The 25,336-nt window shown below is 67.1% G+C and carries 23 protein-coding genes and 1 pseudogene; 11 read left to right on the top strand and 13 right to left on the bottom strand.

Features of this window, described 5'->3' with window-relative positions; translation table 11 throughout:
- Positions 1 to 127, top strand: a pseudogene (locus AC1DYP_RS10750) (tRNA pseudouridine(38-40) synthase TruA); the annotation flags it as partial.
- Positions 128 to 269: 142 nt separating this feature from the next.
- Here the strand turns inward: AC1DYP_RS10750 and AC1DYP_RS10745 are convergent.
- Together AC1DYP_RS10745 and dapE are read right to left on the bottom strand one after the other, a co-directional pair.
- A complete protein-coding gene (locus tag AC1DYP_RS10745; protein ID WP_477046319.1) occupies positions 270 to 1,190 on the bottom strand; it encodes a glutaminase in 921 nt (306 codons plus the stop codon).
- Between the two features lie 20 nt (positions 1,191 to 1,210).
- Positions 1,211 to 2,374, bottom strand: a complete 1,164-nt coding sequence (gene dapE / locus AC1DYP_RS10740; protein WP_477046318.1) for a succinyl-diaminopimelate desuccinylase — start codon at positions 2,372 to 2,374, stop codon at positions 1,211 to 1,213.
- Between the two features lie 52 nt (positions 2,375 to 2,426).
- Here dapE and AC1DYP_RS10735 point away from each other — a divergent pair, with 52 nt between their 5' ends.
- Both AC1DYP_RS10735 and AC1DYP_RS10730 read left to right on the top strand, forming a co-directional pair.
- Entirely contained in the window at positions 2,427 to 2,891 is a 465-nt protein-coding gene (locus AC1DYP_RS10735; RefSeq protein WP_477046317.1) for a cupin domain-containing protein, read from the top strand.
- 102 nt (positions 2,892 to 2,993) lie between these two features.
- A complete protein-coding gene (locus tag AC1DYP_RS10730; RefSeq protein WP_477046316.1) occupies positions 2,994 to 4,646 on the top strand; it encodes a hypothetical protein in 1,653 nt (550 codons plus the stop codon).
- Here AC1DYP_RS10730 and dapD read toward each other — a convergent pair.
- From dapD to AC1DYP_RS10680, 10 genes are all read right to left on the bottom strand, one after another.
- Positions 4,624 to 5,472, bottom strand: a complete 849-nt coding sequence (gene dapD, locus AC1DYP_RS10725) for a 2,3,4,5-tetrahydropyridine-2,6-dicarboxylate N-succinyltransferase (protein ID WP_477046315.1) — start codon at positions 5,470 to 5,472, stop codon at positions 4,624 to 4,626. The genes AC1DYP_RS10730 and dapD overlap by 23 nt on opposite strands.
- A 2-nt stretch (positions 5,473 to 5,474) precedes the next feature.
- Positions 5,475 to 6,137: a pyrimidine 5'-nucleotidase gene (locus AC1DYP_RS10720; RefSeq protein ID WP_477046314.1), complete on the bottom strand. Its 663-nt coding sequence runs from the start codon at positions 6,135 to 6,137 to the stop codon at positions 5,475 to 5,477.
- Positions 6,134 to 7,048 (bottom strand): acetylglutamate kinase, encoded by a 915-nt coding sequence (gene argB, locus AC1DYP_RS10715; protein WP_477032805.1) that lies wholly within the window; start codon positions 7,046 to 7,048, stop codon positions 6,134 to 6,136. Before argB ends, AC1DYP_RS10720 begins: the two co-directional genes overlap by 4 nt.
- 195 nt (positions 7,049 to 7,243) lie before the next feature.
- Entirely contained in the window at positions 7,244 to 7,519 is a 276-nt protein-coding gene (locus AC1DYP_RS10710) for a SemiSWEET family sugar transporter (protein WP_477046313.1), read from the bottom strand.
- A gap of 2 nt (positions 7,520 to 7,521) precedes the next feature.
- Positions 7,522 to 7,986: a response regulator gene (locus AC1DYP_RS10705; RefSeq protein ID WP_477046312.1), complete on the bottom strand. Its 465-nt coding sequence runs from the start codon at positions 7,984 to 7,986 to the stop codon at positions 7,522 to 7,524.
- An 18-nt stretch (positions 7,987 to 8,004) separates the two neighbouring features.
- Positions 8,005 to 9,126 carry a photosensory histidine protein kinase LovK gene (gene lovK, locus AC1DYP_RS10700; RefSeq protein WP_477046311.1) on the bottom strand — a complete coding sequence of 374 codons (1,122 nt, stop codon included), beginning with the start codon at positions 9,124 to 9,126 and terminating at the stop codon, positions 8,005 to 8,007.
- A 273-nt stretch (positions 9,127 to 9,399) separates the two neighbouring features.
- A complete protein-coding gene (locus AC1DYP_RS10695) occupies positions 9,400 to 10,452 on the bottom strand; it encodes a sulfate ABC transporter substrate-binding protein (RefSeq protein ID WP_477046310.1) in 1,053 nt (350 codons plus the stop codon).
- Between the two features lie 39 nt (positions 10,453 to 10,491).
- Positions 10,492 to 11,556, bottom strand: a complete 1,065-nt coding sequence (locus tag AC1DYP_RS10690; RefSeq protein WP_477046309.1) for a sulfate ABC transporter substrate-binding protein — start codon at positions 11,554 to 11,556, stop codon at positions 10,492 to 10,494.
- Between the two features lie 10 nt (positions 11,557 to 11,566).
- Positions 11,567 to 13,012, bottom strand: a complete 1,446-nt coding sequence (locus AC1DYP_RS10685; RefSeq protein ID WP_477046308.1) for an OprO/OprP family phosphate-selective porin — start codon at positions 13,010 to 13,012, stop codon at positions 11,567 to 11,569.
- A 234-nt stretch (positions 13,013 to 13,246) separates the two neighbouring features.
- Complete coding sequence (locus AC1DYP_RS10680) at positions 13,247 to 16,537, bottom strand: autotransporter outer membrane beta-barrel domain-containing protein (RefSeq protein WP_477046307.1); 3,291 nt, start codon at positions 16,535 to 16,537, stop codon at positions 13,247 to 13,249.
- Positions 16,538 to 16,712: 175 nt separating this feature from the next.
- On the opposite strand from AC1DYP_RS10680, the gene AC1DYP_RS10675 reads away from it, so the two are divergent.
- From AC1DYP_RS10675 to phoB, 6 genes are all read left to right on the top strand, one after another.
- Positions 16,713 to 18,155 (top strand): sensor histidine kinase, encoded by a 1,443-nt coding sequence (locus AC1DYP_RS10675; protein ID WP_477046306.1) that lies wholly within the window; start codon positions 16,713 to 16,715, stop codon positions 18,153 to 18,155.
- Positions 18,156 to 18,258: 103 nt separating this feature from the next.
- Positions 18,259 to 19,701, top strand: a complete 1,443-nt coding sequence (gene pstC, locus AC1DYP_RS10670; protein ID WP_477046305.1) for a phosphate ABC transporter permease subunit PstC — start codon at positions 18,259 to 18,261, stop codon at positions 19,699 to 19,701.
- Positions 19,694 to 20,995, top strand: a complete 1,302-nt coding sequence (gene pstA / locus AC1DYP_RS10665; protein WP_477046304.1) for a phosphate ABC transporter permease PstA — start codon at positions 19,694 to 19,696, stop codon at positions 20,993 to 20,995. Before pstC ends, pstA begins: the two co-directional genes overlap by 8 nt.
- A 52-nt stretch (positions 20,996 to 21,047) precedes the next feature.
- Positions 21,048 to 21,896 (top strand): phosphate ABC transporter ATP-binding protein PstB, encoded by an 849-nt coding sequence (gene pstB / locus AC1DYP_RS10660; protein ID WP_477032794.1) that lies wholly within the window; start codon positions 21,048 to 21,050, stop codon positions 21,894 to 21,896.
- Positions 21,897 to 21,915: 19 nt separating this feature from the next.
- Complete coding sequence (phoU, locus tag AC1DYP_RS10655) at positions 21,916 to 22,605, top strand: phosphate signaling complex protein PhoU (protein ID WP_477032793.1); 690 nt, start codon at positions 21,916 to 21,918, stop codon at positions 22,603 to 22,605.
- Between the two features lie 19 nt (positions 22,606 to 22,624).
- Positions 22,625 to 23,317: a phosphate regulon transcriptional regulator PhoB gene (gene phoB / locus AC1DYP_RS10650; RefSeq protein WP_012288542.1), complete on the top strand. Its 693-nt coding sequence runs from the start codon at positions 22,625 to 22,627 to the stop codon at positions 23,315 to 23,317.
- A gap of 122 nt (positions 23,318 to 23,439) precedes the next feature.
- On the opposite strand, the gene AC1DYP_RS10645 is transcribed toward phoB, so the two are convergent.
- On the bottom strand, positions 23,440 to 23,892 hold the full coding sequence (locus AC1DYP_RS10645) for a hypothetical protein (RefSeq protein WP_477046303.1): 453 nt from the start codon (positions 23,890 to 23,892) through the stop codon (positions 23,440 to 23,442).
- 75 nt (positions 23,893 to 23,967) lie between these two features.
- Here AC1DYP_RS10645 and AC1DYP_RS10640 point away from each other — a divergent pair, with 75 nt between their 5' ends.
- A complete protein-coding gene (locus AC1DYP_RS10640) occupies positions 23,968 to 24,300 on the top strand; it encodes a hypothetical protein (RefSeq protein WP_477046302.1) in 333 nt (110 codons plus the stop codon).
- A gap of 255 nt (positions 24,301 to 24,555) precedes the next feature.
- Positions 24,556 to 25,056, top strand: coding sequence for a PH domain-containing protein (locus tag AC1DYP_RS10635; protein ID WP_477046301.1), 501 nt, complete (start codon positions 24,556 to 24,558; stop codon positions 25,054 to 25,056).
- Positions 25,057 to 25,336: the final 280 nt, after the last annotated feature.

The following is a 25,336-nucleotide window of genomic DNA, read 5'->3' as shown; positions in this document are numbered from 1 at the left end:
GGTCGGGGTGGGGCGTTGGACGGCTCAGGACGTGCGGGACGCGCTGGAGGCCAAGGACCGCACGGCCTGCGGGCCGGTGGCGCCGGCGGACGGGCTGTATCTGACGGGGGTTGGGTATGAAACCTAGGCCCTCCCCCTGTGGGGGAGGTGTCGGCGCAGCCGACGGTGGGGGGAGTGATCGGCCGATGGCGGCGCCCTGGATCTAAGAGCCCAAAACTCCCCCCACCGATCGCTTCGCGATCGCCTCCCCCACAGGGGGAGGGCCTAGTCTACAGCACTGAACAATTGGTCAGCTGCGTGAACCGCTCCAGCGCCACCGTCCCCACCACCGAGGTCCCGAACCGGTCCAGCTCCGGCGACCAGACCGCGATGGCCGCCTTGCCCGGGACGATCGCCACGATCCCCCCGCCGACCCCGCTCTTCGCCGGCAGGCCCACGCGGTAGGCGAAGCTGCCGACGCTGTCATAGATGCCGCAGGTCAGCAGCAGGGCGTTCAGGCGCCGCGACAGGCGTTCGGGGAAGATCGTCTCCTCGACGATCGGCGAGAAGCCGCCGGCCGCCAGGGGCAGCATGGCTCGCGCCAATTGCCGGCAGCTCATGGTCAGGGCGCACTGGCGGCAATAGGCGGCGACCACGGCCTCGGGATCGTGGCTGATCGTGCCCTTGCCGCGCATCAGGTTGGCGATGGCGCGGTTCTGCCAGGCGTTGGCCAGCTCGGACGCCGCCACCGCCTCGTCGATCTCGACCTTCTCGCCCGCCAGGAAGCCCGCGAAGCCGCGCACCAGGGCCGGCGGGTCCTTGAACACGTCCATCAGCTGGTCGCAGATCGCCAGGGCCCCGGCGTTGATGAACGGATTGCGCGGCACGCCCTCCTCGGATTCCAGCTGGGAGAGATGGTTGAACGGCGTGCCCGACGGCTCCTTGCCGACCCGGGTCCAGACCTCGTCGCCGAACCGGTTGAGCGCCAGGCCCAGGGCGAAGACCTTGGTGATGCTCTGGACCGAGAAGCCCTCGTCGGCGTCGCCGATCACGGCCTCCTGGCCGCCGATCGTGCGCACGGCCATGCCGAACTTGGTCGGCGTCACGTCTGCCAGCTCCGGGATGTAGTCGGCGGGCCGGCCCCGGCCGAAGTACGGCTTCACCAGCACGGCCACCTCGGCCAGGACGTCGGCTATCGAAAGCTCGTCCATCGCCTTCGCCTCCGATCGTTCTAAGCCGCGAAGGCCGCGAAGTAGCGGCCGATCAGGGCCTGGTAGATGTTGGCCAGATCCTGGATTTCCTGGACCGGAACCCGCTCGTCGACGGCGTGCATGGTGGCGCCGACCAGGCCGAACTCGACCACGGGGCACAGGCTGCGGATGAACCGCGCGTCGCTGGTGCCGCCGGTGGTGGAGAGCTCGGGCACGCGGCCGGTGGCGTCGCCGACGGCGGCGACGATCACGTCGGTGAAGGCCCCCGGCTCGGTCAGGAAGGCCTCGCCGCTGATCTTGCACAGCGCCTCGACCCGACCCGAGAAGCCCTCGGCGGCCTCGCGGCATTCCTGCTCGATCCAGGCCTGCAGGTCCTTGCCCTGGTGGGCCGGGTTGAAGCGGATGTTGATCCGGGCCTTGGCGCTGGCGGGGATGACGTTGGTGGCGGTGTTGCCGACGTCCACCGTGGTGACTTCCAGGTTCGAGGGCTGGAAGCCGGCATAGCCCTCGTCCAGCGCCCGGCTCTGCAGGCGCGAGAGGATGTCGACCATCACCGGGATCGGGTTGGCGGCGCGGTGCGGATAGGCCACGTGGCCCTGCTTGCCGTCCACGGCGATCCAGGCGTTGATGCTGCCGCGCCGGCCGATCTTGATCATGTCGCCCAGCAGGTTGGCGCTGGTCGGCTCGCCGACGATGCAGTGGTCGATGACTTCGCCCTCGGCGGCCAGGGCCTGGACGACGCGGACGGTGCCGTCCTCGGCCACGCCCTCCTCGTCGCCGGTGATCAGGAAGCTGAGCGAGCCCGGCAGATCTTGCGGCAAGCGCGAAACAGCGGCGACGAAGGCGGCGATGGCGCTCTTCATATCGACCGCGCCGCGGCCGTAGAGCACGCCGTCCTTGATCTCGGCTTCGAACGGCCCGGCGGTCCAGGCCGCGTCGTCGCCGACCGGCACCACGTCGGTGTGGCCCGCGAAGCAGAGGTTGGGCCGCGCCGTTCCACGCCGGGCGTAGAGGTTCTCGATCTCGCCGAACTTCATGCGGCGGCAGGTGAAGCCCAGGGCCTCCAACTGCCGCTGCAAGACGTCCATCGCCCCTTCGTCGGCCGGGGTCACGGACGGACGGCGGATCAGGGCCTGCGCGAGCGCGACGGGATCGAGAGCGAGGGAGAGGCTGGTGTCAGTCATTGTCCTGGCTTTAGGCTCCCCTGGCGCCCGACGCAAACCCGAGAAGACCGCCATGCCCAAGATCGACATCCCCGCCGCACCGACACGGGTCGGAGCCGACTATCCGCCGCCTCACGACGCGAAGTGCCAGGGCCGGCGGCGCTGGGCCCTCGGCGACCTCGCGGGACTCGACCAGTTCGGCGTCAATCTGATGCGCCTGCCGCCCGGCCAGTGGAGCAGCCAGCGCCACTGGCATTCGGCGGAAGACGAGTTCGTCTGGGTGGTCGAGGGCGAAGTGGTGCTGGTCGAGGACGGGGCCGAGACGATCCTGCGGGCCGGCGACTGCGCGGGGTTCAAGGCCGGGGTCGCCAACGGCCATCACCTGGAGAACCGCTCGGACCGCGAGGCGGTGCTGCTGGAGATGGGCTCGCGCCGGCCCGACCAGGACACCTGCACCTATTCCGACATCGACATGGTGGCGCGAGCGGGGGAGGCGTTCTACCGGCATCGCGACGGGACGCCGTATACGTCGTCCTGACAGGTCGACGTCATGGGCAGTGCAAGCCGATAGAGTTGTACTTTTGAATTGAAGGGTCCGTAAGGTTGTGTTTGACTGCATGTTCGTCTGGGGGGACGTATCATGCGCTTCATAACGAGTCTGATCCTTGTGGCCGCCATCATGGGGGCGACATCAGCGGTCGCCGGGCCTGAGCCTGTCAAATCGCCGGCGGCCGTGGCGGCGGACAACCCCTCTGTCGAGGTCAAGTGGGCCAACGCAGGGCTAGCCGCGGAATGCAACGGCGGCGAACCGTCGGCTTTGTGGCAGGGCTGGTTTCATGGCGGTGAGTACGACCGGGCGGCGGCGATCAACACCATTCGCAATCTGCGCGACGCGGAAAGCCTCAACGTCACCAATCAGGTCGGGACCGTGCGCTCAGCGGCCGATTGCCTGCGGCGGTTCTACGGTATGCGGGCGGGCCGCAAGCAGGTGTTGCTGGACACCGAATCCACCGCTGTCTTCGTCGGCGGCCTAGGCGCGCTGCTCAGCGGGGGAGCCGGTGCGACCACCCAGAAATATTGGACGTACGGTGCTGTCGCGCCGGTCATCATCGCGCAGCTCAGCGCCAGTCAGCCGGTGCGGGATCTCTACGCGGGCGGCCGGATCGGCCTTGATGTGATCGGCCTGCGCTATCACGAGCTTGATCGCATGACGAGCCAACTCGAAATCGCGATGGGCTTTTCAGACAAGGATCAATTGACCTCTTCCAGCTTCAACTCGGCGTGCCTGAAGCTCGTGGGCAATCGGATCGAGCAATGGGCGACTGAGGCGGAAACATCAAAAATCCTGACCGCCTATAAGGCCGTCAAGCCCGCCTGCATCGTGGCGGCGAGCGACGGCGCGCCCAAATTGCCCAGCTTGGACTTGAACGTGGCGTGCCTGTACCTGCTCGACCCCGGGTCGACATGGTCCAGCGCCGATGTCGCCAAGGTCGCCGACTATGAAAATCTCCGGCGGGCTTGCGTTTCCTCGAGCCTGGCCGGCTCTCGCGCGTACCCTGGCTTCAAGGCCGCGTGCCTGAAGTTGAGGGGCGTCAACATGGAGGGCAAATGGACGGAGGACGCTGACAAGATCGCCCTGTTGCCTGATTATCGCAAGCTCGTGCAGGCTTGCACCTCGGCCGAAAAGGCCGACTACGATCTCGTGAGCGGGCTGAGGGCCGCAAAGGGTTGGCGTAACGAGTACCGCTATAACTACGCGGAGGATCTCCTGCGTTTGGATGACGAGATCCTGCATAAGGACCGTCAGCTGCGGTATTCGCCCGTCCAGACCCTTTCGGCGATGGCCGCAGCTCCGTTCACGGCGGCGGCCACACTGCTTTCAGGCGAAAATGGCGGGCAGGCCATCGATCGTTTGAAGACCCAGCAGGCGTTTTCGGCGATGAATGTGCCGCTGTCTCCTATCTTGCTGCCCCCTAGCCCGTCGCCGTTCACGGATGTCTACGTGTTGAGTGACGCCGCGCTCATCCGTCGAACCGTGATCAATCGCGCCGGTCAGCTCTCGGATCAGCAGGTGAATGAAACGCTCGACCAAATGCAGGCCGTTGTTGATGGCCTCAACGACGCGCGCGGCGGCCTGAACCATCAGATCAGGTTGGCCAACCGCATCGCCTTGCTCGCGACCTATGACCGGCTGGACTTCAGCTACGACGCCACGACCGTCAAGGTCAGTGTCGTGCTGATGTCCAGCCAGACGCCGCCCTCGATACCAGCTAGTCCCGGAGCAGGTCGTTGATGCTGGTCTTGGAGCGGGTCTTGGCGTCGACCGTCTTGACGATCACGGCGCAGGACAGGCTGGGGCCGCCCTTGGGGTCGGGCAGGCTGCCGGGCACCACGACGCTGTAGGGCGGCACCTTGCCCATGTGGACCTGGCCGGTGGCGCGGTCGACGATCTTGGTCGAGGCGCTGATGAACACGCCCATCGACAGGACCGAGCCTTCGCCGACGACGACGCCCTCGACCACTTCCGAACGGGCGCCGATGAAGCAGTCGTCCTCGATGATGGTCGGGTTGGCCTGCAGGGGCTCCAGCACGCCGCCGATGCCCACGCCGCCCGACAGGTGGACGCGCTTGCCGATCTGGGCGCACGAGCCGACCGTCACCCAGGTGTCGACCATGGTGCTGTCGTCCACGTAAGCGCCGATGTTCACGAACGACGGCATCAGGATGACGTTCTTGCCGACATAGGCGCCGCGGCGGACGATCGAGCCGGGCACGGCGCGGAAGCCGGCGGCCTCGAACTGCGGGGCCTCCCAGCCGTCGAACTTGTTGGGCACCTTGTCCCACCACGGGCCGACAGCGCCGCCCATGGTCCCGGCGCGCATGACGCTGTTGGGGTTCAGGCGGAACGACAGCAGCACGGCCTTCTTCAGCCACTGGTGAGTGGTCCATTCGCCGTCGATCTTTTCCGACACCCGGGCCTTGCCGGCGTCGATCAGCAGCAGGGTCTCCTCGACCGCCGTGCGCACCGGGCCGGTGGTGGCGGTGGAGACGCCGTCGCGGGCCTCCCAGGCGGCTTCGACTTCGGTCTGCAGGTCGGCGAGGGTCAGTTCGGCGGTCATAGTCAGGCTTCCTTCAGGCGCGCCGAGGTCAGGAACCCGGCGAGGTCGTGCGTGCGGTGATGGACGAAATCGGCGGTCGAGGCGGCCGCGTGGGCGCCGACCAGGATGGTGGTCATGCCCATCAGCGCGGCGGGGGCCAGGTTCTTCTCGCTGTCCTCGAAGAAGGCCGTGGCCGACGGGCCGAAGGCGTGGCGGGCGACGATCTTCTCGAAGGTCGCCATGGCCGGCTTGGGCAGGTAGTCGGCCGTCTCGATCGCGAAGACGTCCTCGAACAGATGGTCCAGGCCCAGGTGGCCCAGCACCCGCTCGGCGTGGCCCAGCGAACCGTTGGTGAAGATCAGCCGGCGGCCGGGCAGGGTGTCGATGGCCGCCCGCAACGCCGGGTCGGGCGTCAGCCGGTCCATCGAGACGTCGTGCACCTCGTCCAGGAACGCCTTGGGCTCCAGGCCGTGATGCATCATCAGCCCGGCCAGGGTGGTGCCGTGCTCGGTGTAGTAGCGCTTCTGGATGGCCCGAGCCTCGTCACGGGGCAGGCCGGTGGTCCGCTCCATGAAGTCGGTCATCTTGCCCTCGATCAGGGCCATGTACTCGGACTCGGCCGGATAGAGGGTGTTGTCCAGGTCGAACAGCCAGGTCTCGACGTGAGTCAGGTCGGGAGCGCTCATTTCGAGATGAGCGTGCCCGCGCCGTGCTCGCTGAACAGTTCGACCAGCATGGCGTGGGGACGGCGTCCGTCCAGGATGACCACGGCCTCGACGCCATTCTCCACGGCGTGGATGGCGTTCTCCAGCTTGGGGATCATGCCGCCGCTGGCCACGCCGCTCTCGATCAGGCCGCGGGCCTCGGCGATGGTCATCTGGCGGATCAGCTGGCCGTCGCCGTCCAGCACGCCGGCGATGTCGGTCAGCATCAGCATCCGCTTGGCCTTCAGGGCGCCCGCCAGGGCGCCGGCCACGGTGTCGGCGTTGATGTTGAAGGTCTGGCCGGAGGTCGAGACGCCGATCGGGGCGATCACCGGGATGTAGTCGGTTTCCGAGGTCAGCAGGGCCTGGATGATGTGCGGGTCGATCTTGGTCGGCTCGCCCACGAAGCCCAGGTCGACGGCCTGCTCGATGTTGCTGTCCGGATCCTTGCGGGTGCGGGTCACCTTCTCGGCGGTGATCATCCGGGCGTCCTTGCCCGACAGCCCCACGCCGCGCACGTCGGCTTCAGCGCCCGCCAGCGTGATCCAGTTGGCGATTTCCTTGTTGATGGCGCCCGACAGCACCATCTCGGCCACTTCCATCGTGGCCTCGTCGGTGACGCGCAGCCCGTCGACGAAGGTCGACTTGACGCCGGCCTTGTCGAGCATGCGGCTGATCTGCGGGCCGCCGCCGTGCACCACCACGGGGTGGACGCCCAGCAGCTTCAGCAGCACGGCGTCGGCCGCGAACAGCTTGGCCACCTGCTCCTGGCCCATGGCGTGACCGCCGTATTTGATCACCACCGTCTCGCGGTCGTAGATCTGGATGTAGGGCAGGGCTTCGGCCAGGGTCTTGGCGGTGGCCCAGCCCGCTTCCTCGGCGACGTCGGTCAAGGCGGCGGTCCTGTAAGGCGAAAGGCGCGCCTCGATAGCGGACCCCGGGACCCCTGTCACGCACTCAACCCCGATTGTCATCCCGGACGAGCGCGTCGCGCGAAGATCCGGGACCGACGCGTGAACGCAGGCGCTTCCGGCGGTCCCGGATCGGCGGCCCTGCGGGCCTTGTCCGGGATGACAGCGAAGGGTGGTTCAATGACTTTTCTTGCTGAACCGCCACTTCAGAACCAGCACCGCCCCCGACATCAGCAGGCAGGCGGTGTTGGAGGCGATCACGGGCCAGGCCTTGATCAGCACGCCGTAGGCGATCCAGCAGGAAAAGCCGGTGACGGTGACGACATAGGTCCGCAGCGACACCGACGAGGCGTCCTTCTCGCGCCAGATCTTGACGATCTGCGGGGCGAAGCTGGTGATCGACAGCAGGGCGGCGGCCGTGCCGACGGCCGAGACGGCGAGATTGGCGCTCACCCCTAGCCGGCGCGGGGCAGGGCGGTCAGGCCCCAGCGCGCGGCATAGGCCGGCGCCAGCTCCAGACCGATCGGCGGCGGGCCGGGGGCCTGGCCCTCGCGCAGGCAGATCGTCAGATAGGACAGGGCGGTCTTCACGCCGTGCTCGGAATACGGCTTGCCGATCACCCCGCAGGCGCCGGCGAAATCGTCGGGCAGGCGCTTGACGTTGGCCGTCATGAACAGGGCCACCCCGCCGCACTTGTCGTGGATGGTGCGGGCCACCTCGACGCCGGTGGGCCCGTCGCGCAGGTGGACGTCGACCAGGGCCAGGTCCGGGCGCAGATCGTTGGCCATGGCCACCGCCTCATCGGAGCTCATGGCCAGGCCGACGGCGTTGCAGCCGACCTCCTCGACCAGGAACTCCAGCTCGGTGGCCAGCAGAACCTCGTCTTCCACGATCAAGACGTCGAGCGGGCGCTCGTTCATCACCAAATCCAACCTATCTCAGTGATGAACGCCATTGACCGGCAGGTACACCACGACGCGGGTTCCAGGATCGGCGGGCGTGGTCTGGGGACGTGCTTTCAACTGCTGACAGAGCAGCTGGACGATGGTCAGACCGAATCCGCCCGACGATGCGGAATTCTCCACACCAACGCCGTCGTCGGTGATTTCGATCCGGAAATCAGCGTCTTGCCGTGTGATTCCGACAAACACCTCGCCCGTCCGGCCCTCCATCGCTTCCGGCGGGAAGGCGTGGCGCAGGGCGTTGGAGAACAGTTCGCTGATCACCAGGGCCAGGGGCGCGGCCTTGGACGCGGCGATGTCGATCCGCTCCAGATCCAGCCGCACCTTGATGTCGTCGCGCCGCATCGCGCCCATCATGTCGCTGACCAGATCGCGCACGAAGGCCGAGACGTCGAAGCGCTCGACGTCCTCGCTCTGGAACAGGCGGCGGTGGACGGTGGCGATGGCGCTGACCCGCTCCAGCATGCCGCGCAGGCTGCTCTTGACCGCCGGGTCGGTGACGCGGCGGTTCTGCAGCAGCAGCAGGGAGGAGATGAGCTGGAGGTTGTTCTTGACCCGGTGGTCGACCTCGTGGAGCAGGGCGGTCTTCTGCTGCAGGGCGTGGGTCAGGTCGGCGGTGCGGGCCTCGACGGCCGCCTCCAGCCGCTCGCGGGTGTCGCCCAGTTCGAACTCGATGCGCTTCTTGTCGCTGATGTTCAGTTGCGAGCTGAAGAAATAGACGATCTCGCCGGTCTTGCTGCGCACCGGCGACAGGTAGAGGGCGTTCCAGAAGGTGGAGCCGTCCTTGCGGTAGTTGAGGATGTCGATGGCCACATCCTCGCCGTCGGCGATGGCGCGGCGCATCGCCTCGATGGCGGCGGGGTCGGTGTCGGGGCCTTGCAGGAAGCGGCAGTTGCGGCCGATGACCTCGTCGCGATGATAGCCGGTCAGGGCCAGGAAGGCGTCGTTGGCGAAGATGATCGGGTTGTCGGCCTGGCGCGCGTCGGTGACGATCATCGCCATGCGGGCGGCGCGGATCGCCGCCGCGAACGGATCGCCGACCCCGTGCTCGGCGGCCAGCTCTTCCGCCGCGCGTTCCGACCGCAATATGTCCGTCATTCGTAAGACGCCCGACTTGCTGACATGCCCCGTGGTTTCCCTGAACGCCGCCTGGCGGGTCGGGTTCCAGACATTGGCCCAAATGCACAACGGCGGAAACCTCGCAGGAGGTTTCCGCCGCTGGTGTTGGTCAGGTCTTCAATACAGACCTCCCCTCATTCCCTCTTCCCGGCGAAGGCCGGGATCCAGATTCACCCAGAGCCGCTCGTGGGTTTCATCTGGGCCCCGGCCTTCGCCGGGGAGAGGGAATGAGGGGAGGTCTGCGACAGCTAGCTACTTGGGCTTGTAGATCTTGTCGAACAGGCCGCCGTCGGCGAAGTGCGTGGCCTGGGCCTTCTTCCAGCCGCCGAACGTGTCGTCGATGGTGACCAGCGGGATCGACTTGAACTTGCCGGCGTACTTGGCGGCGGCCTGCGGGTTGCGCGGGCGATAGTGGTTCTTGCCGATCAGGTCCTGGGCGATGGGGCTGTAGAGGAAGTTCAGATAGCCCTCGGCCGCGACGCGGGTCTTGTGGCGGTCGACGTTCTTGTCGATCAGGGCCACCGGCGGTTCGGCCAGGATCGACAGCGACGGATAGACGATGTCGAACTTGCCCGGCAGTTCTTCCTGCGCCAGGTACGCCTCGTTCTCCCACGACAGCAGGACGTCGCCCAGGCCGCGCTGGGTGAAGCTGGTGGTCGCGCCGCGCGCGCCGGTGTCCAGCACCGGCACGTGCTCGAACAGCGTCTTGACGAAGGCCTCGGCCTTGGCGGGGCTGCCGCCCGGCTGCTTCAGGGCCCAGGCCCAGGCGGCCAGGTAGTTCCAGCGCGCCCCGCCCGAGGTCTTCGGGTTGGGGGTGATCACGTCGATGCCCGGCTTCACCAGGTCGCCCCAGTCCTTGATCTTCCAGGGATTGCCCTTGCGGACCAGGAACACGATCGTCGAGGTGTAGGGGGTCGAGTTGTTGGGCAGGCGCGACTGCCAGTTGGCCGGCAGCAGCTTGGCCTTGGCGGCGATCTCGTCGATGTCGTAGGCCAGGGCCAGGGTGACGACGTCGGCCTGCAGGCCGTCGATCACCGACCGGGCCTGCTTGCCCGAACCGCCGTGGCTCTGGTTGATGGTCAGGTCCTGGTTGACCTTGCCCTTCCAGTACTTGGCGTAGGCGGCGTTGATGTCCTTGTAGAGCTCGCGGGTCGGGTCGTAGCTGACGTTCAACAGGGTCAGCGGCTTGACGCCCTGGGCGTGGGCCGAGCCGGCGAAGGCGGCGGGCACGGCCAGGGCCGCGGCCCCGGCGGTGGCCGAGCCCAGCAGGCCGCGACGCGTGGGGGTCTTGAAATCTTGGGTCATGGCGATGTCGCTCGCGTGAGAAGTGGGTCGTGAAAAGGGTTAAACGCCGGGTTTGTAGATCTGGTCGAACACGCCGCCGTCGGCGAAGTGCCGGGCCTGGGCCTTGGCCCAGCCGCCGAACTGGCCGTCGACGGTGACCAGGGGAATCTTGGGGAACTTGCTGGCGTACTTGGCGGCCGCCGCGGCGTTGCGCGGGCGGTAGTTGTTCTTGCCGATCAGGTCCTGGGCGACGGGGCTGTAGAGGAAGTTGAGATACCCCTCCGCCACGACCCGGGTCTTGTGCCGATCGACGTTGCGGTCGACCACGGCCACGGACGGCTCGGCCAGGATCGACATCGACGGATAGACGATCTCGAACTTGTCGGCGCCGAACTCCTGGCGGGCCAGGTGGGCCTCGTTCTCCCAGGTCAGCAGGACGTCGCCGATGCCGCGCTGGACGAAGGTGGTCAGCGAGCCGCGCGCGCCGGTGTCGAGCACCGGCACCTGGCGGTACAGCTGCTGGACATAGGCGCGGGCCGTCGCGTCGTTGCCGCCAGGCTGCTTCAGGGCCCAGGCCCAGGCGGCCAGATAGGCCCAGCGCGGCGCCCCGCCGGTCTTGGGATTGGGGGTGACGATGTCGATCCCCGGCTTCACCAGGTCGCCCCAGTCCTTGATCTTCCAGGGATTGCCCTTGCGGACCAGGAAGATGATCGTCGAGGTGTAGGGGGCGGAGTTGTCGGGCAGGCGCGATTGCCAGTTCTTGGCGATCAGGCCGCGCTTGGCGATTTCGTCGATGTCGTTGGACAGCGCCAGGGTGACGACATCGGCCTGCAGGCCGTCGATCACCGACCGGGCCTGCTTGCCCGACCCGCCGTGGCTCTGGTTGACGACCAGATCCTGGCCGACCTTGTCCTTCCAGTACCTGGCGTAGGCGGCGTTGATGTCCTTGTAGAGCTCGCGGGTCGGATCGTAGCTGACGTTCAACAGGGTCAGCGGCTTGGCGGCGGCGCTGGCGCCGCCCAGCAAGCCCAGGCCGGTGGCGGCCCCGGCTCCCGCCGCGACCAGGTCGCGACGGGAGAGACTCGTGGAGCCCTTGGGCCGCCGAGCTTCGGAAAGCTTGGTCATGCCTGACGCCCTAGAACGCGTACTGGCTGCGCAGGTTGACGGCCTTGTAGCTCTGCCCGATCTGAACGCCCGCGGTGTCGCGACGGTCGATGTCGACGTCCAGATAGTCCAGCGAGAACTTGACCACCGAGTTGGGGAACCAGTTGACGCCGAAGGTGGCGATCTCCTGCAGGCCGCCGCGCACCCGGTCGGCCGCCACGGTGGCGTATTCGTGGTGGTTCAGGTCGAGCACCGAGTAGCGGGCCGCCAGTTCCCAGGCGCCCCACTGGTCCTTCTTCGGGTCGAACGGCTTGTCGATGGCCGGGGCGTCGAAGGCGAAGTTGGCGGGGTTGTACTTGCGCTGCTCGCCGGTCAGCACCCAGCCGCCCTCGACGTACCAGCCCGAGAACTTCGGGTCGGTGACGTTGGCGGCGCGGTTGCGGCGGTCCAGGGCGATGTCGAAATACTCGCCCTGGATCAGGAAGTTCTTCTTCTGGGCGGCCAGTTCGAAGCCGTAGTGGCGGGCGCCGGACGCGTCGATCGCGCCGCTGCTGACCAGGCGGGTGCCGTCGGTACGCAGTTCGGGGCGGTCTTCCACGGTGATCGGATAGGGGCCGGCCGCGGTGCTCTGGGCGGGCTGGGCGATCAGGCTGGCGTTGACGCCGGTGTGGACCAGCCAGTCATAGCCCTTGAACGGGACGAAGGCGACGCGGCCGACATAGCCCAGTTGCTCGTCGAAGGTGGCGCCGTCGCCGGTCTTGGCTCCGGTCACCGCGCCCGAGACGATCCAGCGCTCGCCGACGGCCTGGCCCTGCAGGGCGATGCGGCGGTCGGCGCCGGCCAGGCCGCGGGCGGCTTCAGCCGCCGAAGGCCGCTCGGGGAACAGCGAGCCGTTGGTCGAGGCGGCGTCTTCGAGGCCCAGGTTCGGCGCGAAGGCCCCGACCTTCACCTTGAAGGGGGCGTAGTTGTACTGCAGGTAGATCTCCTGCAGCGCGCCGGGGCCGTCCGTGCCCGAGCCGCCGAAGTCCAGCAGGATCCCGTAGTCGAAGTTCTTGAACGCCTTGCCGTCGACGCCCAGGCGGGCGCGGCGGAAGTTGGTGCCGCTGTTCAGGTCGCGGCCCACGACCCCGGCCCCCAGGCCGCTGTCCTGGTTGTACCAGGTGGCGTCCAGCTGCATCACGGCGTGGATGTTGGCGGTGAAGGCGCCGTCGCCCGAGGCGATGGTCGGCTTGCCGGCGGCGATGCTGACGGTGGTGGCCGACTGGGCGGTGCGCACGTCCTTCAGGCTGGCGGCCGTGGCGGCCTTGAGGTCGGCGATCTGGCTGGACAGCGCCTCGAGCTGGGCTTCCAGCGCCTCGATGCGGGCCTGCTGCTGCTCGGGCGTCTGAGCGGTCTGGGCATGCGCCGCGCCGGTCATGGCGATCAGCGAGGCCCCGGCGATCAGGGCCGTGCGTAGGGCGGTCTGGGTCTTGGTCATGGTCTTCCCCTCTCGACGCCTTGGTCGGCGTCGCCGTTGACTGGGACAAAAGCCGATTATTCCTACGTGTTAAATAGAGATAAGGGCGCGGGGCTTTGAGTTTTCCTTCAGCCCCTTGCGTCGTGCATGGTCAAGCTACTGGAATCCAAACGAAAAAGGGCCCGCGCCGAAGCGCGGGCCCTATTGATCAGTGTTCGTTGTATTCGCCGCTGAAGTCCAGAGGCGGCCGCGAGGCTAGAACATCGCCCGGCCGGTGAGCTTCAGATTGTAGCGCTTCTGCTTCTTGGCCGCCTCGGCGTTGGCCTCGATGGCCAGATAGGACATCGGCGTGCCGGCCCGCAGGGCCAGGCCCAGGGTCACCGCGCCGTCCTTGTCGCCGGCCGACGCCAGGGTGAACGGCGTGCCGCCGTTGACGTACTGGGCCGTGGTGTCGCCGATGTCGCCGGCCAGGCGTTGGCGATAGCCGACCCGCACTTCCGGACGCCACCACAGGTCGCGGCCGTAGTCGGCGCCGAACACCACCCCGACGTCGCCGGTCAAGGCGCTGGACTTGCGCTTGTGGACGATCTGGTCGAAGCCGTCGCCGCCGCCCGATTCCTTGCGCTCGCCTTCGCTCAGATAGAGGTAGTTGAGGTAGCCTTCGGGACGGACGAAGTAGCGGCCGGCGAACTTGGCCTCGTAGGCCGTGCCGGCGAAGGCGTTGAACGTGTAGCCGTTCCACTTGGCGCTGTTGTGGCGCTGGACGTCCGCGGCGCCGTCGCCGTTCAGGTCGCCGGTGTTGAACGTCCGGTCGCCGTCGTACCAGCCGTAGCCGCCGCCGCCGCCGACGTTCATGCGCCAGCCGCCGATCGCCCGACGCCAGTAGGCGCCCAGCTGGACGAAGTTGCCGGTGGTCTGTTCGCCCACCTTGGCGGCGATGTCGTGCTCTTCGATGCTGACATAGGCCAGGGTCAGGCCCAGCGCGCCGCCGGCGTCGCCCATGGCCTCGTAGCCGCCGACGAAGCCGAAGGCCTGGGTGTCGGAACCCATGGTGTCGTCGGTGTCGCGCCGCACCAGGGTGTTGATTTCCTGGATCCACAGGCTGTCGGGGCCGTAGCGGTCGCCCGGATCGGGGCGGAAGGCGGTGGCCGACGAGATCGCGTGGGTGACGTCCTGCATGGCCGCGAAGAAGCCTTCGCCCTGGTCGGGCATCATCTGGTCGTAGAGACCCAGGAACCCGTCCTTGGTCGTCTGGGCCAGATAGGCCGTGGCGATGTCCTTGTCCTTGCTCAACGCCGCGAAGGTCGCGTCATAGGCGGAGGACTGGGCCTGGTTCATGCCGATCTCGCCCGAGGTGCGGCGACGAACGTCGAGATAGACGTTGTTGGTGTCGACCCGGCTGCTGGCCACGTACAGGTACGGCGTGCCGCCCAGCAGGTCCTGGTTGATCGCGCCGGCGGTCAGCGAGCCGCCGGTGATGACGGTGTAGCTGGTCGGGGCCGTCAGCAGGCTGGTCAGCCGCAGGCCCAGCTGGGCGCCGGAAGCGATGTTCACCGCGCCGGAGACCACGATGTGGGTGTTGGCGCCCGCCCCGTTGTTGGCGGCCGGATCGGCGGTGAACACCATCCTGCTGTCCGCGCCGATGTTCAGGCTGGTGGCGTTGATGGTCTCGGCGTTGGTCAGGCCCAGCGTGCCCTTGCCGACATTGATCGCCAGCTGGCCGTCCGAATCGCGCAGCCCGGTCAGCACCGTGGCGCCGCCGCTGATGTTCAGGACGTCCGCCCCGGCGCCGAAGGCGATGTCGCCGACCACGACGCCGTTCTGGACGTTGAAGGTGTCGGCGCCCGAGCCGAAGTTGATTGCGCCCGCGATGGACGGCTCGTCGCCGTCGTCCACGCCGTCGCCGTCGGCGTCCGCGTCGGCGATCCCGTCCTTGCCGTCGTCGCCGTCGTTGACGCCGTTCTGGGTCAGGGTGACGCCGGTGGTGTTCTTGCTGACGTCGATGGCGATCGCCTTGCCGGTGACCACTTCGTTGCTGGCCAGGTTGTCGGCGTCGTCGTTGTCGTCGGCGTCGTCGGTCGGAACGACCGAGGCCGAGATGCGGCCGGTGTTCTCGATGGTGGTCAGCGTGCCGGCGTTGTCGATCACGCCGTACGCGTTGCCCTTTTCGCCGCCCATGGTGGACGTGATCGAACCGGCGTTGCGCAGGGTGGTGACGTTGGAGCCGGCGTCGATGGCGATGGCGCGTGAGTCGAACTGGCCCTCGGAGATGCTGAAGGCCGAGATCACGCCCTTGTTCCACACGGTCGGCGCGTTGGCGCCGGCCTTGAACTGCAGGCCGGTGGAGGTGGCTTCGTAGGCGGTGGCGGTGACCGAGCTGTCGATCCGCACGCCGCCGGCGACGGTGGTCGTCTGGTTGGCGTTGCCGCCGATCTGGATCGCGGTGGCGGCGATGCCGTCGTACACGCCGTTGGCGGTGACGCCGCCCTTGGTGATCAGGCCGTAGGCGTTGTCGCCCGTGCCCACCGCGCCGATGGTCACCGCATGGTCGTTCGAGCCGATCAGCAGGGCCGGGGCCGCGCCGTAGGTGACCAGGGCCGCGGTGCCTTCGCTGGCGTCGGGGACGCCGTCGTTGTCCTCGTCGGTCTTGGTCGTGTCGGTGTCTAGCGGGGGCGCGTCGAGCAGGATGCCGCCGCCGACATTGGCGGTCACCCGCACCGCCGGACCACCTTGCAGCAAGTCGTCGGCGTCGAGGATCGCGCGCAGTTCCTTGGTGCCGGGGCGCGTGGTGTAGCGATAGCCGGTCGTGGTCACGCCGCCCTGGACGACGAAGGCGCCGCTGACGTCGCCGTCGATCGCCACGCCGGTGGCGTTCAGGCCGGTCACCGTCGTGCCGCCGTTGATCGAGACCTTGCCGGTCACCGGGCCCGTGACATGGACGCCATAGGTGTTGTCACCGAGGACGCTGATCGTGCCGCCGGTGGTCAGGTTGCCGACCAGGCCGGTCTCCAGCGAGATGCCGGCCGAATTGTTGCCCTCGACGGTGATCGCGCCGGTCGAGCCCTGGGTGATGTCGCCGGTGAAGACGCCGGGGCCGACCAGGCGGATGCCGTAGCGGTTCTGGCCCTTGGCGAACGGACCGTCCAGGTCGCCGTCCGGCTTGGCCGCGCCGGCCGAGTCCTTGTCGTCGTCGGTCGGGGTGTAGTCTTCGGTCAGGTTGATGGCGGCGTTGTTGGTCACCGAGCCGGTCGTGCCGCCCTGGATCAGGACGCCCGTCGAGCCGTCGACGCCGACGCTGGTCAGGCCGTTGCCGCCGATCGTGACCTTGTTGTTGCTGTTCAAGGTGATCAGCGGACCGGTCGTGGTCAGGGTGATGCCCCCGCCCGTGTCGATCTTGACGTCGTCGGCCGTGCCGCCGGTCGTCGCCGTCGCGGTGGCGATCGGCGTCGTGCGGGCCGTGTTGATGACCGTCTCAGCATAAGCGCCGAACGCCATGGCCAGTAGAGGAGCGGTTGCGACAGTCGCGACCAGGACCTTGCGCTGCATTACGAACGACACCTCGGAGATAAACCCAGACCCCAGATTGCGGCACGTTGCGGCGAAATTGCGGTGCTTTCCGACGCCGACGTGCTTCCAGGCGTTTGACGGTCTATCGCAAGCGTTCCCAGGGCGCCATATCTGGTTCGCCGAATCCTCCCTTCGTTGAAATCGAGACTGCCGCATGCCGATGGCCTCGCCGTCCTCGTCAGCCCGTCGCGACGGGCCCGTCAGCACGCCCCTGGGCGTCTGGGGAGCCGTGCTCGCGGGGCCCGGGGCCCTTCTGGCGCTTGCGGCGGCGGGCGGGGCCAACACCGCGGCGGCCGTTCCGTTGGCCCTGATCAGCGGCGTGACCGGCTATGTCCTGGCGCGCCGGGTGTTGAACAGGTCCGTCGACTCGGCCGCCCCGGCCCCCGCGCCGGCCCTGGTCGACCAGCCGCCGCCCTTCGGCCTGATTCTCGAAACCCTGCCCGATCCGCTGATGGTGATCGCCGCCGAGGAGGCCGACGACCTGACCGGCCGGCGGTTCGTGTTCGCCAACGCCGCGGCGCGGGACCTGTTCAAGCTGCAGCCGCGCGGCGGCCTCTTGGTCTCGGCCCTGCGCAGCCCGCAGGTGCTGGAGGCGGTCGACGAAAGCCTGTTCGGCGGCGTGCGGCGCTCGGTCGACTATGTGGGCGGCGGCGCCCAGGGGCGCGAATGGGCGGCGCACTGCGCCCCGCTGGGCGCCGACGAGCGCGGATCGCGCCTGGCCCTGCTGGTCCTCAGCGACGAGACCGACGCCCGCCGCAGCGAGCGCACCCGCGCCGACTTCCTGGCCAACGCCAGCCACGAGCTGCGCACGCCCCTGGCCTCGCTGTCGGGCTTCATCGAGACCCTGCGCGGCCACGCCAAGGACGACGTCGGCGCGCGCGACAAGTTCCTGGGCATCATGCAGGCCCAGGCCGAGCGGATGGCGCGGCTGATCGACGATCTGATGAGCCTGTCGCGAATCGAGCTGAACGAGCACATCGCGCCGCTGGGCCAGGTCGACCTGGGCATGGCGACGGTCGACGTCCTGGACGCCCTGGCCCCCCAGAGCAAGGAAAAGGCCGTGACCTTCGACCCCGTCCTGCCGCCGCGCGGCGCGGCCGTGGTCGAGGGCGATCGCGACCAGATCGTCCAGGTGATCCAGAACCTCGTCGACAACGCCATCAAGTACACCCCGGCCAACGGCGTGGTGCGGGTGGAGATCTTTTCGGGCCTGACGGCGGACATGGCCGCCGCGCCGCGCGACCCGGCCGCCGCGCGCATGTCGCTGCTGACCCCCGACCACGCCGTCGAGGAGCGCTACGCCTCACTCTGGGTCAGCGACCGCGGGCCGGGCATGGCCCGCGAGCACCTGCCGCGCCTGACCGAGCGATTCTACCGGGTCGAGGGCCAGAAGAGCGGCGAGCGCTCGGGCACGGGCCTGGGCCTGGCGATCGTCAAGCACATCATGAACCGCCACCGGGGCGGCATGACGGTGGAAAGCGTGCAGGGCGAAGGGGCCACGTTCGGGGTCTATTTCCCGATGGCACGGGTGGTTTCCGAGCCCTCGCGCCCGGCTCCCGAGCTCGCCTCGCCGGACGCTGTCGCAAAACTGTCGTGAAAACGTCGCATAAGGTCGGCGCCCGCCCGGCATAGATCGGATGGGCGGTACGGCGCGCTGTGCGCCGTCATCGCATCCCTTCGCGCAAGACCCCGCCGCACGCATGCTGACCTGGCTCTCGCTCCTCTTCCTCGTCCTGTTCTCGGGCGCGGCTTTCATGGCCGGCCGAAGCCGCGCGCTGAAGTCCTCCGGCGGCTCCGCCGCCAAGCTTCACTCGCTGCCGAACTATTACGGCATGTACGCCGCCCTGTGGGCCGGAGCCCCGGCGGCGCTGCTGCTTCTGCTGGGCGCCACCTTCGGCGGCCGGGTCGAGGACGCCATGCTGCAGGCCGAGCGCCCGGCGGCGGTCCAGGCCCTCACCCCCGATCGTCAGGACGTGTTCTTCAGCGACGTCAACGCCGTCGCCACGGGCCAGGCCGCCAGCGAGGTCAGCTATGACGGCCCGCTGCGGGCCGCCTTCGACGCCAAGGTCGTCGAGGCCAAGCGCATCGACGGCATCGTCAGCTATTCGGTCCTGGGCCTGGCCGGCCTGCTGGCCCTGGCCGGCTTCATGCTGGCCACCCCGCGCATCAACACCGAATTCCGGGCCCGCAACCGGGTCGAGGGCTGGATCGCCGGCGTGCTGATCGCCTGCTCGATCGCCGCCGTCCTGACGACGCTCGGCATCGTGATGTCGCTGATCTACGAAAGCTGGCGCTTCTTCGAGAGCGTCTCGCCGCTCAGCTTCCTGTTCGGCACCGAGTGGGCGCCGCAGATCGCCATGCGCAGCGATCAGGTGGCCTCGTCGGGGGCCTTCGGCGCCGTGCCGCTGTTCGCCGGCACCTTCCTGGTGATGATGATCGCCATGCTGGTGGCCGCGCCGATCGGCCTCTACTCGGCGATCTACCTGTCGGAATACGCCAATCGCGGCCTGCGCTCGACGATCAAGCCGCTGCTCGAGATCCTGGCCGGGGTGCCGACCGTGGTCTACGGCTTCTTCGCCGCCCTGACCGTCGGTCCGATCTTCCGCGCCTTCTTCAACGGCATCGGCGAGAAGCTGGTCGGCGGCCCCTTCGACAACCTGGCCCAGTACCTGATGCAGGTGCAGAACCAGATGGCCCTGGTGGCCGGGGTGGTGATGGGCATCATGCTGATCCCCTTCGTCTCCTCGCTGTCGGACGACATCATCAACGCCGTGCCCCAGTCGCTCCGCGACGGCAGCTACGCCATGGGCGCGACCAAGTCCGAGACCGTCAAGAAGGTGGTCCTGCCGGCCGCCCTGCCGGGCATCATGGCCGCCATGCTGCTGGCGGTGTCCCGCGCCGTCGGCGAGACCATGATCGTCACCATGGCCGCGGGCCTGCAGGCCAAGCTGACCGCCAACCCGCTGGACACCGTCACCACCGTGACCGTCCAGATCGTCACCCTGCTGACCGGCGACCAGGAGTTCGACAGCCCCAAGACCCTGTCGGCCTTCGGCCTGGGCCTGACCCTGTTCGTGGTCACCCTCGGCCTCAACATCATCGCCCTGCGCATCGTCCAGAAGTACCGGGAACAATATGACTGACGCGGCCATTTCCCCCGGCGGTCCCGCCGCTCGCCCGGCCCTGTCGGCCCGCGACGCCCTGCTCAGGAAGCGCCACCGCTCCGAGAAGCTGTTCCGCGCCCAGGGCATCGCGGCGATCGTCATCGCCATGATCTTCCTGGTGGTGCTGGTCGGCCGGATCGTCACCCAGGGCTACTCGACCTTCGAGACCCACACCCTGACGGTGCCGGTCTATCTGAACCCCGAGCGCATCGACGTGAACGCGCTGGAGGGGGTCAACTACGACTACATCGTCGCCGAGGCGATGATGAAGAAGCTGGGCGTTCAGGACGACGACCTGGGCACGACGTCGGGCAAGATCATGGACCTGACCTCGCGCGACTTCGGCAACCAGCTGCTGCAGATGATCAAGAAAGATCATTCGCTGATCGGCAAGACCGTCAACGTCACCGGCTCGGTCAAGGCCGACGCCGACCTCTACTACAAGGGCGAGATCAAGCGCTCGACCGCCGAGGAAGACCGCAAGCTCGACAACCAGCAGCTGGACTGGCTGGACCGCCTGAGCAAGGACGGCACGGTCAAGGCCGGCTTCAACACCAAGTTCTTCACCAACTCCGACTCGACCGAGCCCGAACAGGCCGGCGTCTGGGGCGCGGTGATCGGCTCGGCCATGATGCTGATCATCACCGCCGTGATCGCCATCCCGGTGGGCGTGATGGCCGCGGTCTATCTGGAGGAGTTCGCTCCCAAGAACCGCTGGACCGACGTCATCGAGGTCAACATCAACAACCTGGCCGCCGTGCCGTCGATCGTCTACGGCCTGCTGGGCCTGGCCCTGTTCATCAACTGGCTGCACGTGCCGCGCGGCTCGCCGCTGGTCGGCGGCCTGGTGCTGGCCCTGATGGCCCTGCCGACCGTGATCATCGCCACCCGCAGCTCGCTGAAGGCCGTGCCGCCGTCGATCCGCGAAGCCGCCCTGGGCGTCGGCGCCTCCAAGGCCCAGACCGTCTTCCACCACGTGCTGCCGCTGGCCATGCCCGGCGTGATGACCGGCGCCATCCTGTCGCTGGCCCACGCCCTGGGCGAGACCGCGCCGCTGCTGATGATCGGCATGGTCGCCTTCGTGCCCGGCGCGCCGGAAACCTTCACCAGTTCGGCCACCGTGCTGCCGGTCCAGGTGTTCATCTGGGAGAACGCGTCGGAACGCGCCTTCCACGAACGCACCGCCGCCGCCATCATCGTGCTGCTGGTCTTCATGATCGTCATGAACGCCGCCGCCGTGATCCTGCGCCGCCGCTTCGAACGCCGGTGGTAGACTGATGACCTTCCTCAATCCCCTCGCTTCATCCCTTTCGCTGGGACACGCCATGCCGACCGAAAACCGCGACGACACCATCGCCGCTCATGCCCCGACCCTCGCCTCGGCGATCCCCGCCGGCCACGGTCACGTGACCACCAGCGAGTTCAAGATCCGGGCCCGCGACGTCAATGTCTTCTACGGCGAGAAGCAGGCGCTGTTCGACGTCAGCCTGGACGTGCCGGCCAAGTCGGTCACCGCCTTCATCGGCCCCTCGGGCTGCGGCAAGTCGACCTTCCTGCGCTGCATCAACCGGATGAACGACACCATCCCCTCGGCCAAGGTCCAGGGCTCGATCGAGATCGACGGCGCCGACGTCAACGCCAAGAGCGTCGACCCGGTGGTGCTGCGCTCGCGGGTCGGCATGGTGTTCCAGAAGCCGAACCCCTTCCCCAAGACGATCTTCGAGAACGTCGCCTACGGCCCCAAGATCCACGGCCTGGCCACCGGCAAGGCCGAGCTCGAGGCCATCGTCGAGGCCAGCCTGAAGAAGGCCGGCCTGTGGAACGAGGTCGCCGATCGCCTGCACCAGGCCGGCACCGGCCTGTCGGGCGGCCAGCAGCAGCGCCTGGTCATCGCCCGCGCCATCGCCGTCAGCCCCGAAGTGATCCTGATGGACGAGCCCTGCTCGGCGCTGGACCCGATCGCCACGGCCAAGATCGAGGAACTGATCGACGAACTGCGCAGCCAGTTCTGCATCGTCATCGTCACCCACTCGATGGCCCAGGCCGCCCGCGTTTCGCAGAAGACCGCCTTCTTCCACCTGGGCAAGCTGGTCGAAAGCGGTCCGACCGAGGAGATGTTCACCAATCCTCGCGACACCCGCACGCAAGACTACATCACCGGCCGCTTCGGCTAACCGGCAGGATCGACAAGCGATGACCGAACATACCGTCAAATCCTACGGCGAAGAGCTGAACCACCTCACGGCCGAGGTCACCCGCATGGGCGGCCTGGCCGAGGCCCAGGTCGCCGACGCCATCGACTGCATCGCCCGCCGCGACGCGCCCCTGGCCCAGCAGGTCGTGGCCCGCGACGAGCGGCTCGACACCCTGCAGGGCGAGATCGAGCGCAAGGCCTTCAGGCTGATCGCCCTGCGCCAGCCGATGGCCGTGGACCTGCGCCACGCCGTGGCCGCCTTGAAGATCTCGATGAGCCTGGAACGCTGCGGCGACATGGCCAAGAACATCGGCAAGCGCGCGCTGATCCTGACCGAAGCCGACCCGATGACCGCCCTGACCCGCTCGATCGAGCGCATGGGCCGCCTGGTCCAGGGCCGGCTGAAGGACGTGCTGGACGCCTACACCTCGTCGGACCTGCAGCGCGCCATCGGCGTCTGGGGCCGCGACGAAGAGGTGGACGAGCACTACAACGCCATCTTCCGCGAACTGCTGACCTACATGATGGGCGATCCCCGGACGATCAATCCGTGCGCCCACCTGCTGTTCGTGGCGAAAAACCTCGAGCGCATCGGCGACCACGCCACCAACATCGCCGAGATCATCCATTTCGAGCTGACCGGCGAGGAGATCATCTCCCAGCGGCCCAAGCTCGAGCTGTCGAAGTAAGCAAAGAGGGCCGGCCGAAGTGACTCCGTACGTTCTGGTGGTCGAGGACGAAGACGCCCTGGCCACCCTGCTGCACTACAACCTCGACAAGGAAGGCTACGTCGTCGGCGTGGCCGGCGACGGCGAGGAGGCCCTGACCATGGCCTCCGAGCGCGCGCCCGACCTGGTGATCCTCGACTGGATGCTGCCCAAGGTCTCGGGCATCGAGGTCTGCCGCCGCCTGCGCGGCCGCTCCGAAACCCGCAACGTGCCGATCATCATGCTGACGGCGCGCGGCGAGGAGAGCGACCGGATCCGCGGTCTCGACACCGGGGCCGACGACTATGTGGTCAAGCCGTTCTCGATGATCGAGCTGACCGCCCGCGTCCGCGCCGTGCTGCGCCGCATCCGCCCGGGCCTGGCCGACGACCGCATCACGGTCGGCGACATCGTCATCGACCGCGTCGCCCACCGCGTGAAGCGCCAGGGCAAGGAAGTCCACCTCGGCCCGACCGAGTTCCGCCTGCTCGACTATCTGATGCAGCACCCGGGCCGGGTGTTCAGCCGCGAACAGCTGCTGGACGCCGTCTGGGGCTCGGACGTCTATGTCGAGGCGCGGACGGTGGACGTGCACATCGGCCGGCTGCGCAAGGCGCTGAACGGGGATGTCGATGGGGATCCGATCCGCACGGTGCGTTCGGCGGGGTATTCGCTGGACCTGGACGCGGCTTAGGGACGGCGGATCAGTTTTGAAAGATGCGACAGCCCCGGCCGAAAGGTCGGGGCTGTTGGCGTTTTGGGGCAGTTACGGATGCTGCGCGGGCTTCCGCTAGCGACCCAAGGCGGGTTCGAAGGTCAGTTCTCAGCGATAAGAGCTTCAATCTCGGACCGGTGCAACCGCGCCAGGCCCCAAAGATATCTGGTGTTGGCGTCGTCGTTTCGGTCGATCCAGTTGTCGAGGCTCGACGCTTGGGCGGGGTCCTTGCACGCTTCTGCCCCGAACCTGTAGTTGGCCAAAAAGCCATCCGGCGCCGCCTCATGGTCAAGGGCGCGCAGCATGGCTTGCCGACGCTCCACGGGCGTCGATTCAAAATAGGTGCAAACGCCAGAGCGCACACCTTGAGCGAACCACAAGAGCCCTTCGACAAGCACGAAGAGAGGCTGCGAAATGCCATAGGTCGCATGCCTGGGCTGGAAGCTATCTGCCGCACAGATCATTGATGAGATCCAGGCAAGGCCATCGTAGTCAGCGGCTTTGAATATGCTGTCGAGATAGGCTGGCGCGACTTTCATCATGGCCGGCAGCATAACTTCTCCGGAAAGGCCGCCAAGGTCCGACATCGACCCATTGCTGACCTTGGATTACGGCCTCATGCTCACAACATGAGGAAGTTGCTCGCAGTTTCATTGGCGGTGCTGCTCGGTGGATGCTTGCCGAATGAAAAGCCGCCTCAGATCGCAGAGAACATGGAAGTGTCGATCGCTAACGAGGAGTGGCCGCCGCGCCTCGCGCGGTGGTTTCCGCTTGGCACGTCGGAAGCTGAACTCGTCACTACGTTGAGTTCGCAGGGCTTTGTCATCGACCTCACCAAAAAGACGGCGAAAGCTGATTGGTCCAAAGGGCTCTGCAACAACGAGGTTGATGTGGAGTGGAAAACCGACGATGCGGGTAAGCTCGCGAGCGTTGGAGGACGATACTTCCCGGTTTGTCCTTAGGTCCGAAAACCACCCTTAGCAGACGCTCAGAAGGTCCGGTTTTTGGCGCTCCGGCCGAAGGTTCGGTTTCGGCACCGGCGGCAATTTCCGCTTCCGACCCATGTCGGACGTTTGCGGAGTTTGCCTCGGTGCAACGCGTGCGAGGCGTGCGTCGGGGAAAGAGCTCCATGCGAGGACCGTAGAAGTCCGCCCCCGCTTTAGGATCGCTTAAGTCACCGCCTTTAAGTTCCCGCTGTGATTGTGTGGAGCTACGAAATGGCCGCGAATGCCACTCAGCTTTCTGCCAAAAAAATCGTGTTACGGCCGCCTCTAAGCGTGCTGTTCATCGGGGCTGCGAGCACCGCGCTCTGCTTGTTTTTTGCTATCGTCTCCAACTTGGTTCCCAACCCCACGACTACCGTTGGCACGACCGTATGCTTCTTAAGTTTTGCGCTTTTAGGAGTGTTAATTGTCGTCGAATATCTGATGGACCGGCATGAGCTCGACACTCGCGGTATCCGATCACGCGGCTTTTTTGGACAGATTAAGAGCGCGGCTTGGAATGACATCAGCCGTATTGGCTTCAATCAGAGTCTGCAGTGGTTCCACCTGCGAACGAAAGACGGTCGTCTGTGGCATGTCACGGCAATGCTTGTCGGCCTGCCAGCGTTCGGAAAGCTCATACTTGCTCACGTAAACCCGGCAGCCATCGACGATGACCTAAAGATTATGCTTCGCGAAATGGACAACGCGAGCAACCTGTCTACTCGTCAATGAAGGCACCCTAACGTCTCCTTTCCACCCTTCTCGGACTCTCGGAACGCCCGCTTAGCGCAAGCCACCATCCGTCCCGGATGGGGCGCATTCTTCAACCCTCTCCCTATGGGAGAGGGTTGAAGACGCGTCCATGCTCTGCGTTCAGCGAGCAAATATCCATGATTTCAAAGCCCTAGAAATTCTCGACCCAAACTTGTCCCCACCCTCCAAACCGCCCGCATACTTCTCCTCGCCCTGTCGCAGGGGAGGACGTCCGGCCGGCGACCTCGACGTGCGGCCG

This window comes from Caulobacter sp. P1_D6, assembly GCF_056406095.1.
This window is presented reverse-complemented; position numbering and strand designations above follow the sequence as displayed.

Coding starts and splice junctions, on each gene's coding strand:
- AC1DYP_RS10675 (WP_477046306.1), top strand. CDS start 16,713: ATGCCGATGGCCTCGCCGTCCTCGTCAGCCCGTCGCGACGGGCCCGTC.
- AC1DYP_RS10745 (WP_477046319.1), bottom strand. CDS start 1,190: ATGGACGAGCTTTCGATAGCCGACGTCCTGGCCGAGGTGGCCGTGCTG.
- AC1DYP_RS10695 (WP_477046310.1), bottom strand. CDS start 10,452: ATGACCCAAGATTTCAAGACCCCCACGCGTCGCGGCCTGCTGGGCTCG.
- AC1DYP_RS10640 (WP_477046302.1), top strand. CDS start 23,968: ATGAGGAAGTTGCTCGCAGTTTCATTGGCGGTGCTGCTCGGTGGATGC.
- dapE (WP_477046318.1), bottom strand. CDS start 2,374: ATGACTGACACCAGCCTCTCCCTCGCTCTCGATCCCGTCGCGCTCGCG.
- AC1DYP_RS10680 (WP_477046307.1), bottom strand. CDS start 16,537: ATGCAGCGCAAGGTCCTGGTCGCGACTGTCGCAACCGCTCCTCTACTG.
- AC1DYP_RS10705 (WP_477046312.1), bottom strand. CDS start 7,986: ATGAACGAGCGCCCGCTCGACGTCTTGATCGTGGAAGACGAGGTTCTG.
- phoU (WP_477032793.1), top strand. CDS start 21,916: ATGACCGAACATACCGTCAAATCCTACGGCGAAGAGCTGAACCACCTC.
- AC1DYP_RS10685 (WP_477046308.1), bottom strand. CDS start 13,012: ATGACCAAGACCCAGACCGCCCTACGCACGGCCCTGATCGCCGGGGCC.
- lovK (WP_477046311.1), bottom strand. CDS start 9,126: ATGACGGACATATTGCGGTCGGAACGCGCGGCGGAAGAGCTGGCCGCC.
- pstC (WP_477046305.1), top strand. CDS start 18,259: ATGCTGACCTGGCTCTCGCTCCTCTTCCTCGTCCTGTTCTCGGGCGCG.
- pstB (WP_477032794.1), top strand. CDS start 21,048: ATGCCGACCGAAAACCGCGACGACACCATCGCCGCTCATGCCCCGACC.
- AC1DYP_RS10730 (WP_477046316.1), top strand. CDS start 2,994: ATGCGCTTCATAACGAGTCTGATCCTTGTGGCCGCCATCATGGGGGCG.
- AC1DYP_RS10690 (WP_477046309.1), bottom strand. CDS start 11,556: ATGACCAAGCTTTCCGAAGCTCGGCGGCCCAAGGGCTCCACGAGTCTC.
- dapD (WP_477046315.1), bottom strand. CDS start 5,472: ATGACCGCCGAACTGACCCTCGCCGACCTGCAGACCGAAGTCGAAGCC.
- AC1DYP_RS10645 (WP_477046303.1), bottom strand. CDS start 23,892: ATGCTGCCGGCCATGATGAAAGTCGCGCCAGCCTATCTCGACAGCATA.
- AC1DYP_RS10635 (WP_477046301.1), top strand. CDS start 24,556: ATGGCCGCGAATGCCACTCAGCTTTCTGCCAAAAAAATCGTGTTACGG.
- AC1DYP_RS10735 (WP_477046317.1), top strand. CDS start 2,427: ATGCCCAAGATCGACATCCCCGCCGCACCGACACGGGTCGGAGCCGAC.
- AC1DYP_RS10720 (WP_477046314.1), bottom strand. CDS start 6,137: ATGAGCGCTCCCGACCTGACTCACGTCGAGACCTGGCTGTTCGACCTG.
- pstA (WP_477046304.1), top strand. CDS start 19,694: ATGACTGACGCGGCCATTTCCCCCGGCGGTCCCGCCGCTCGCCCGGCC.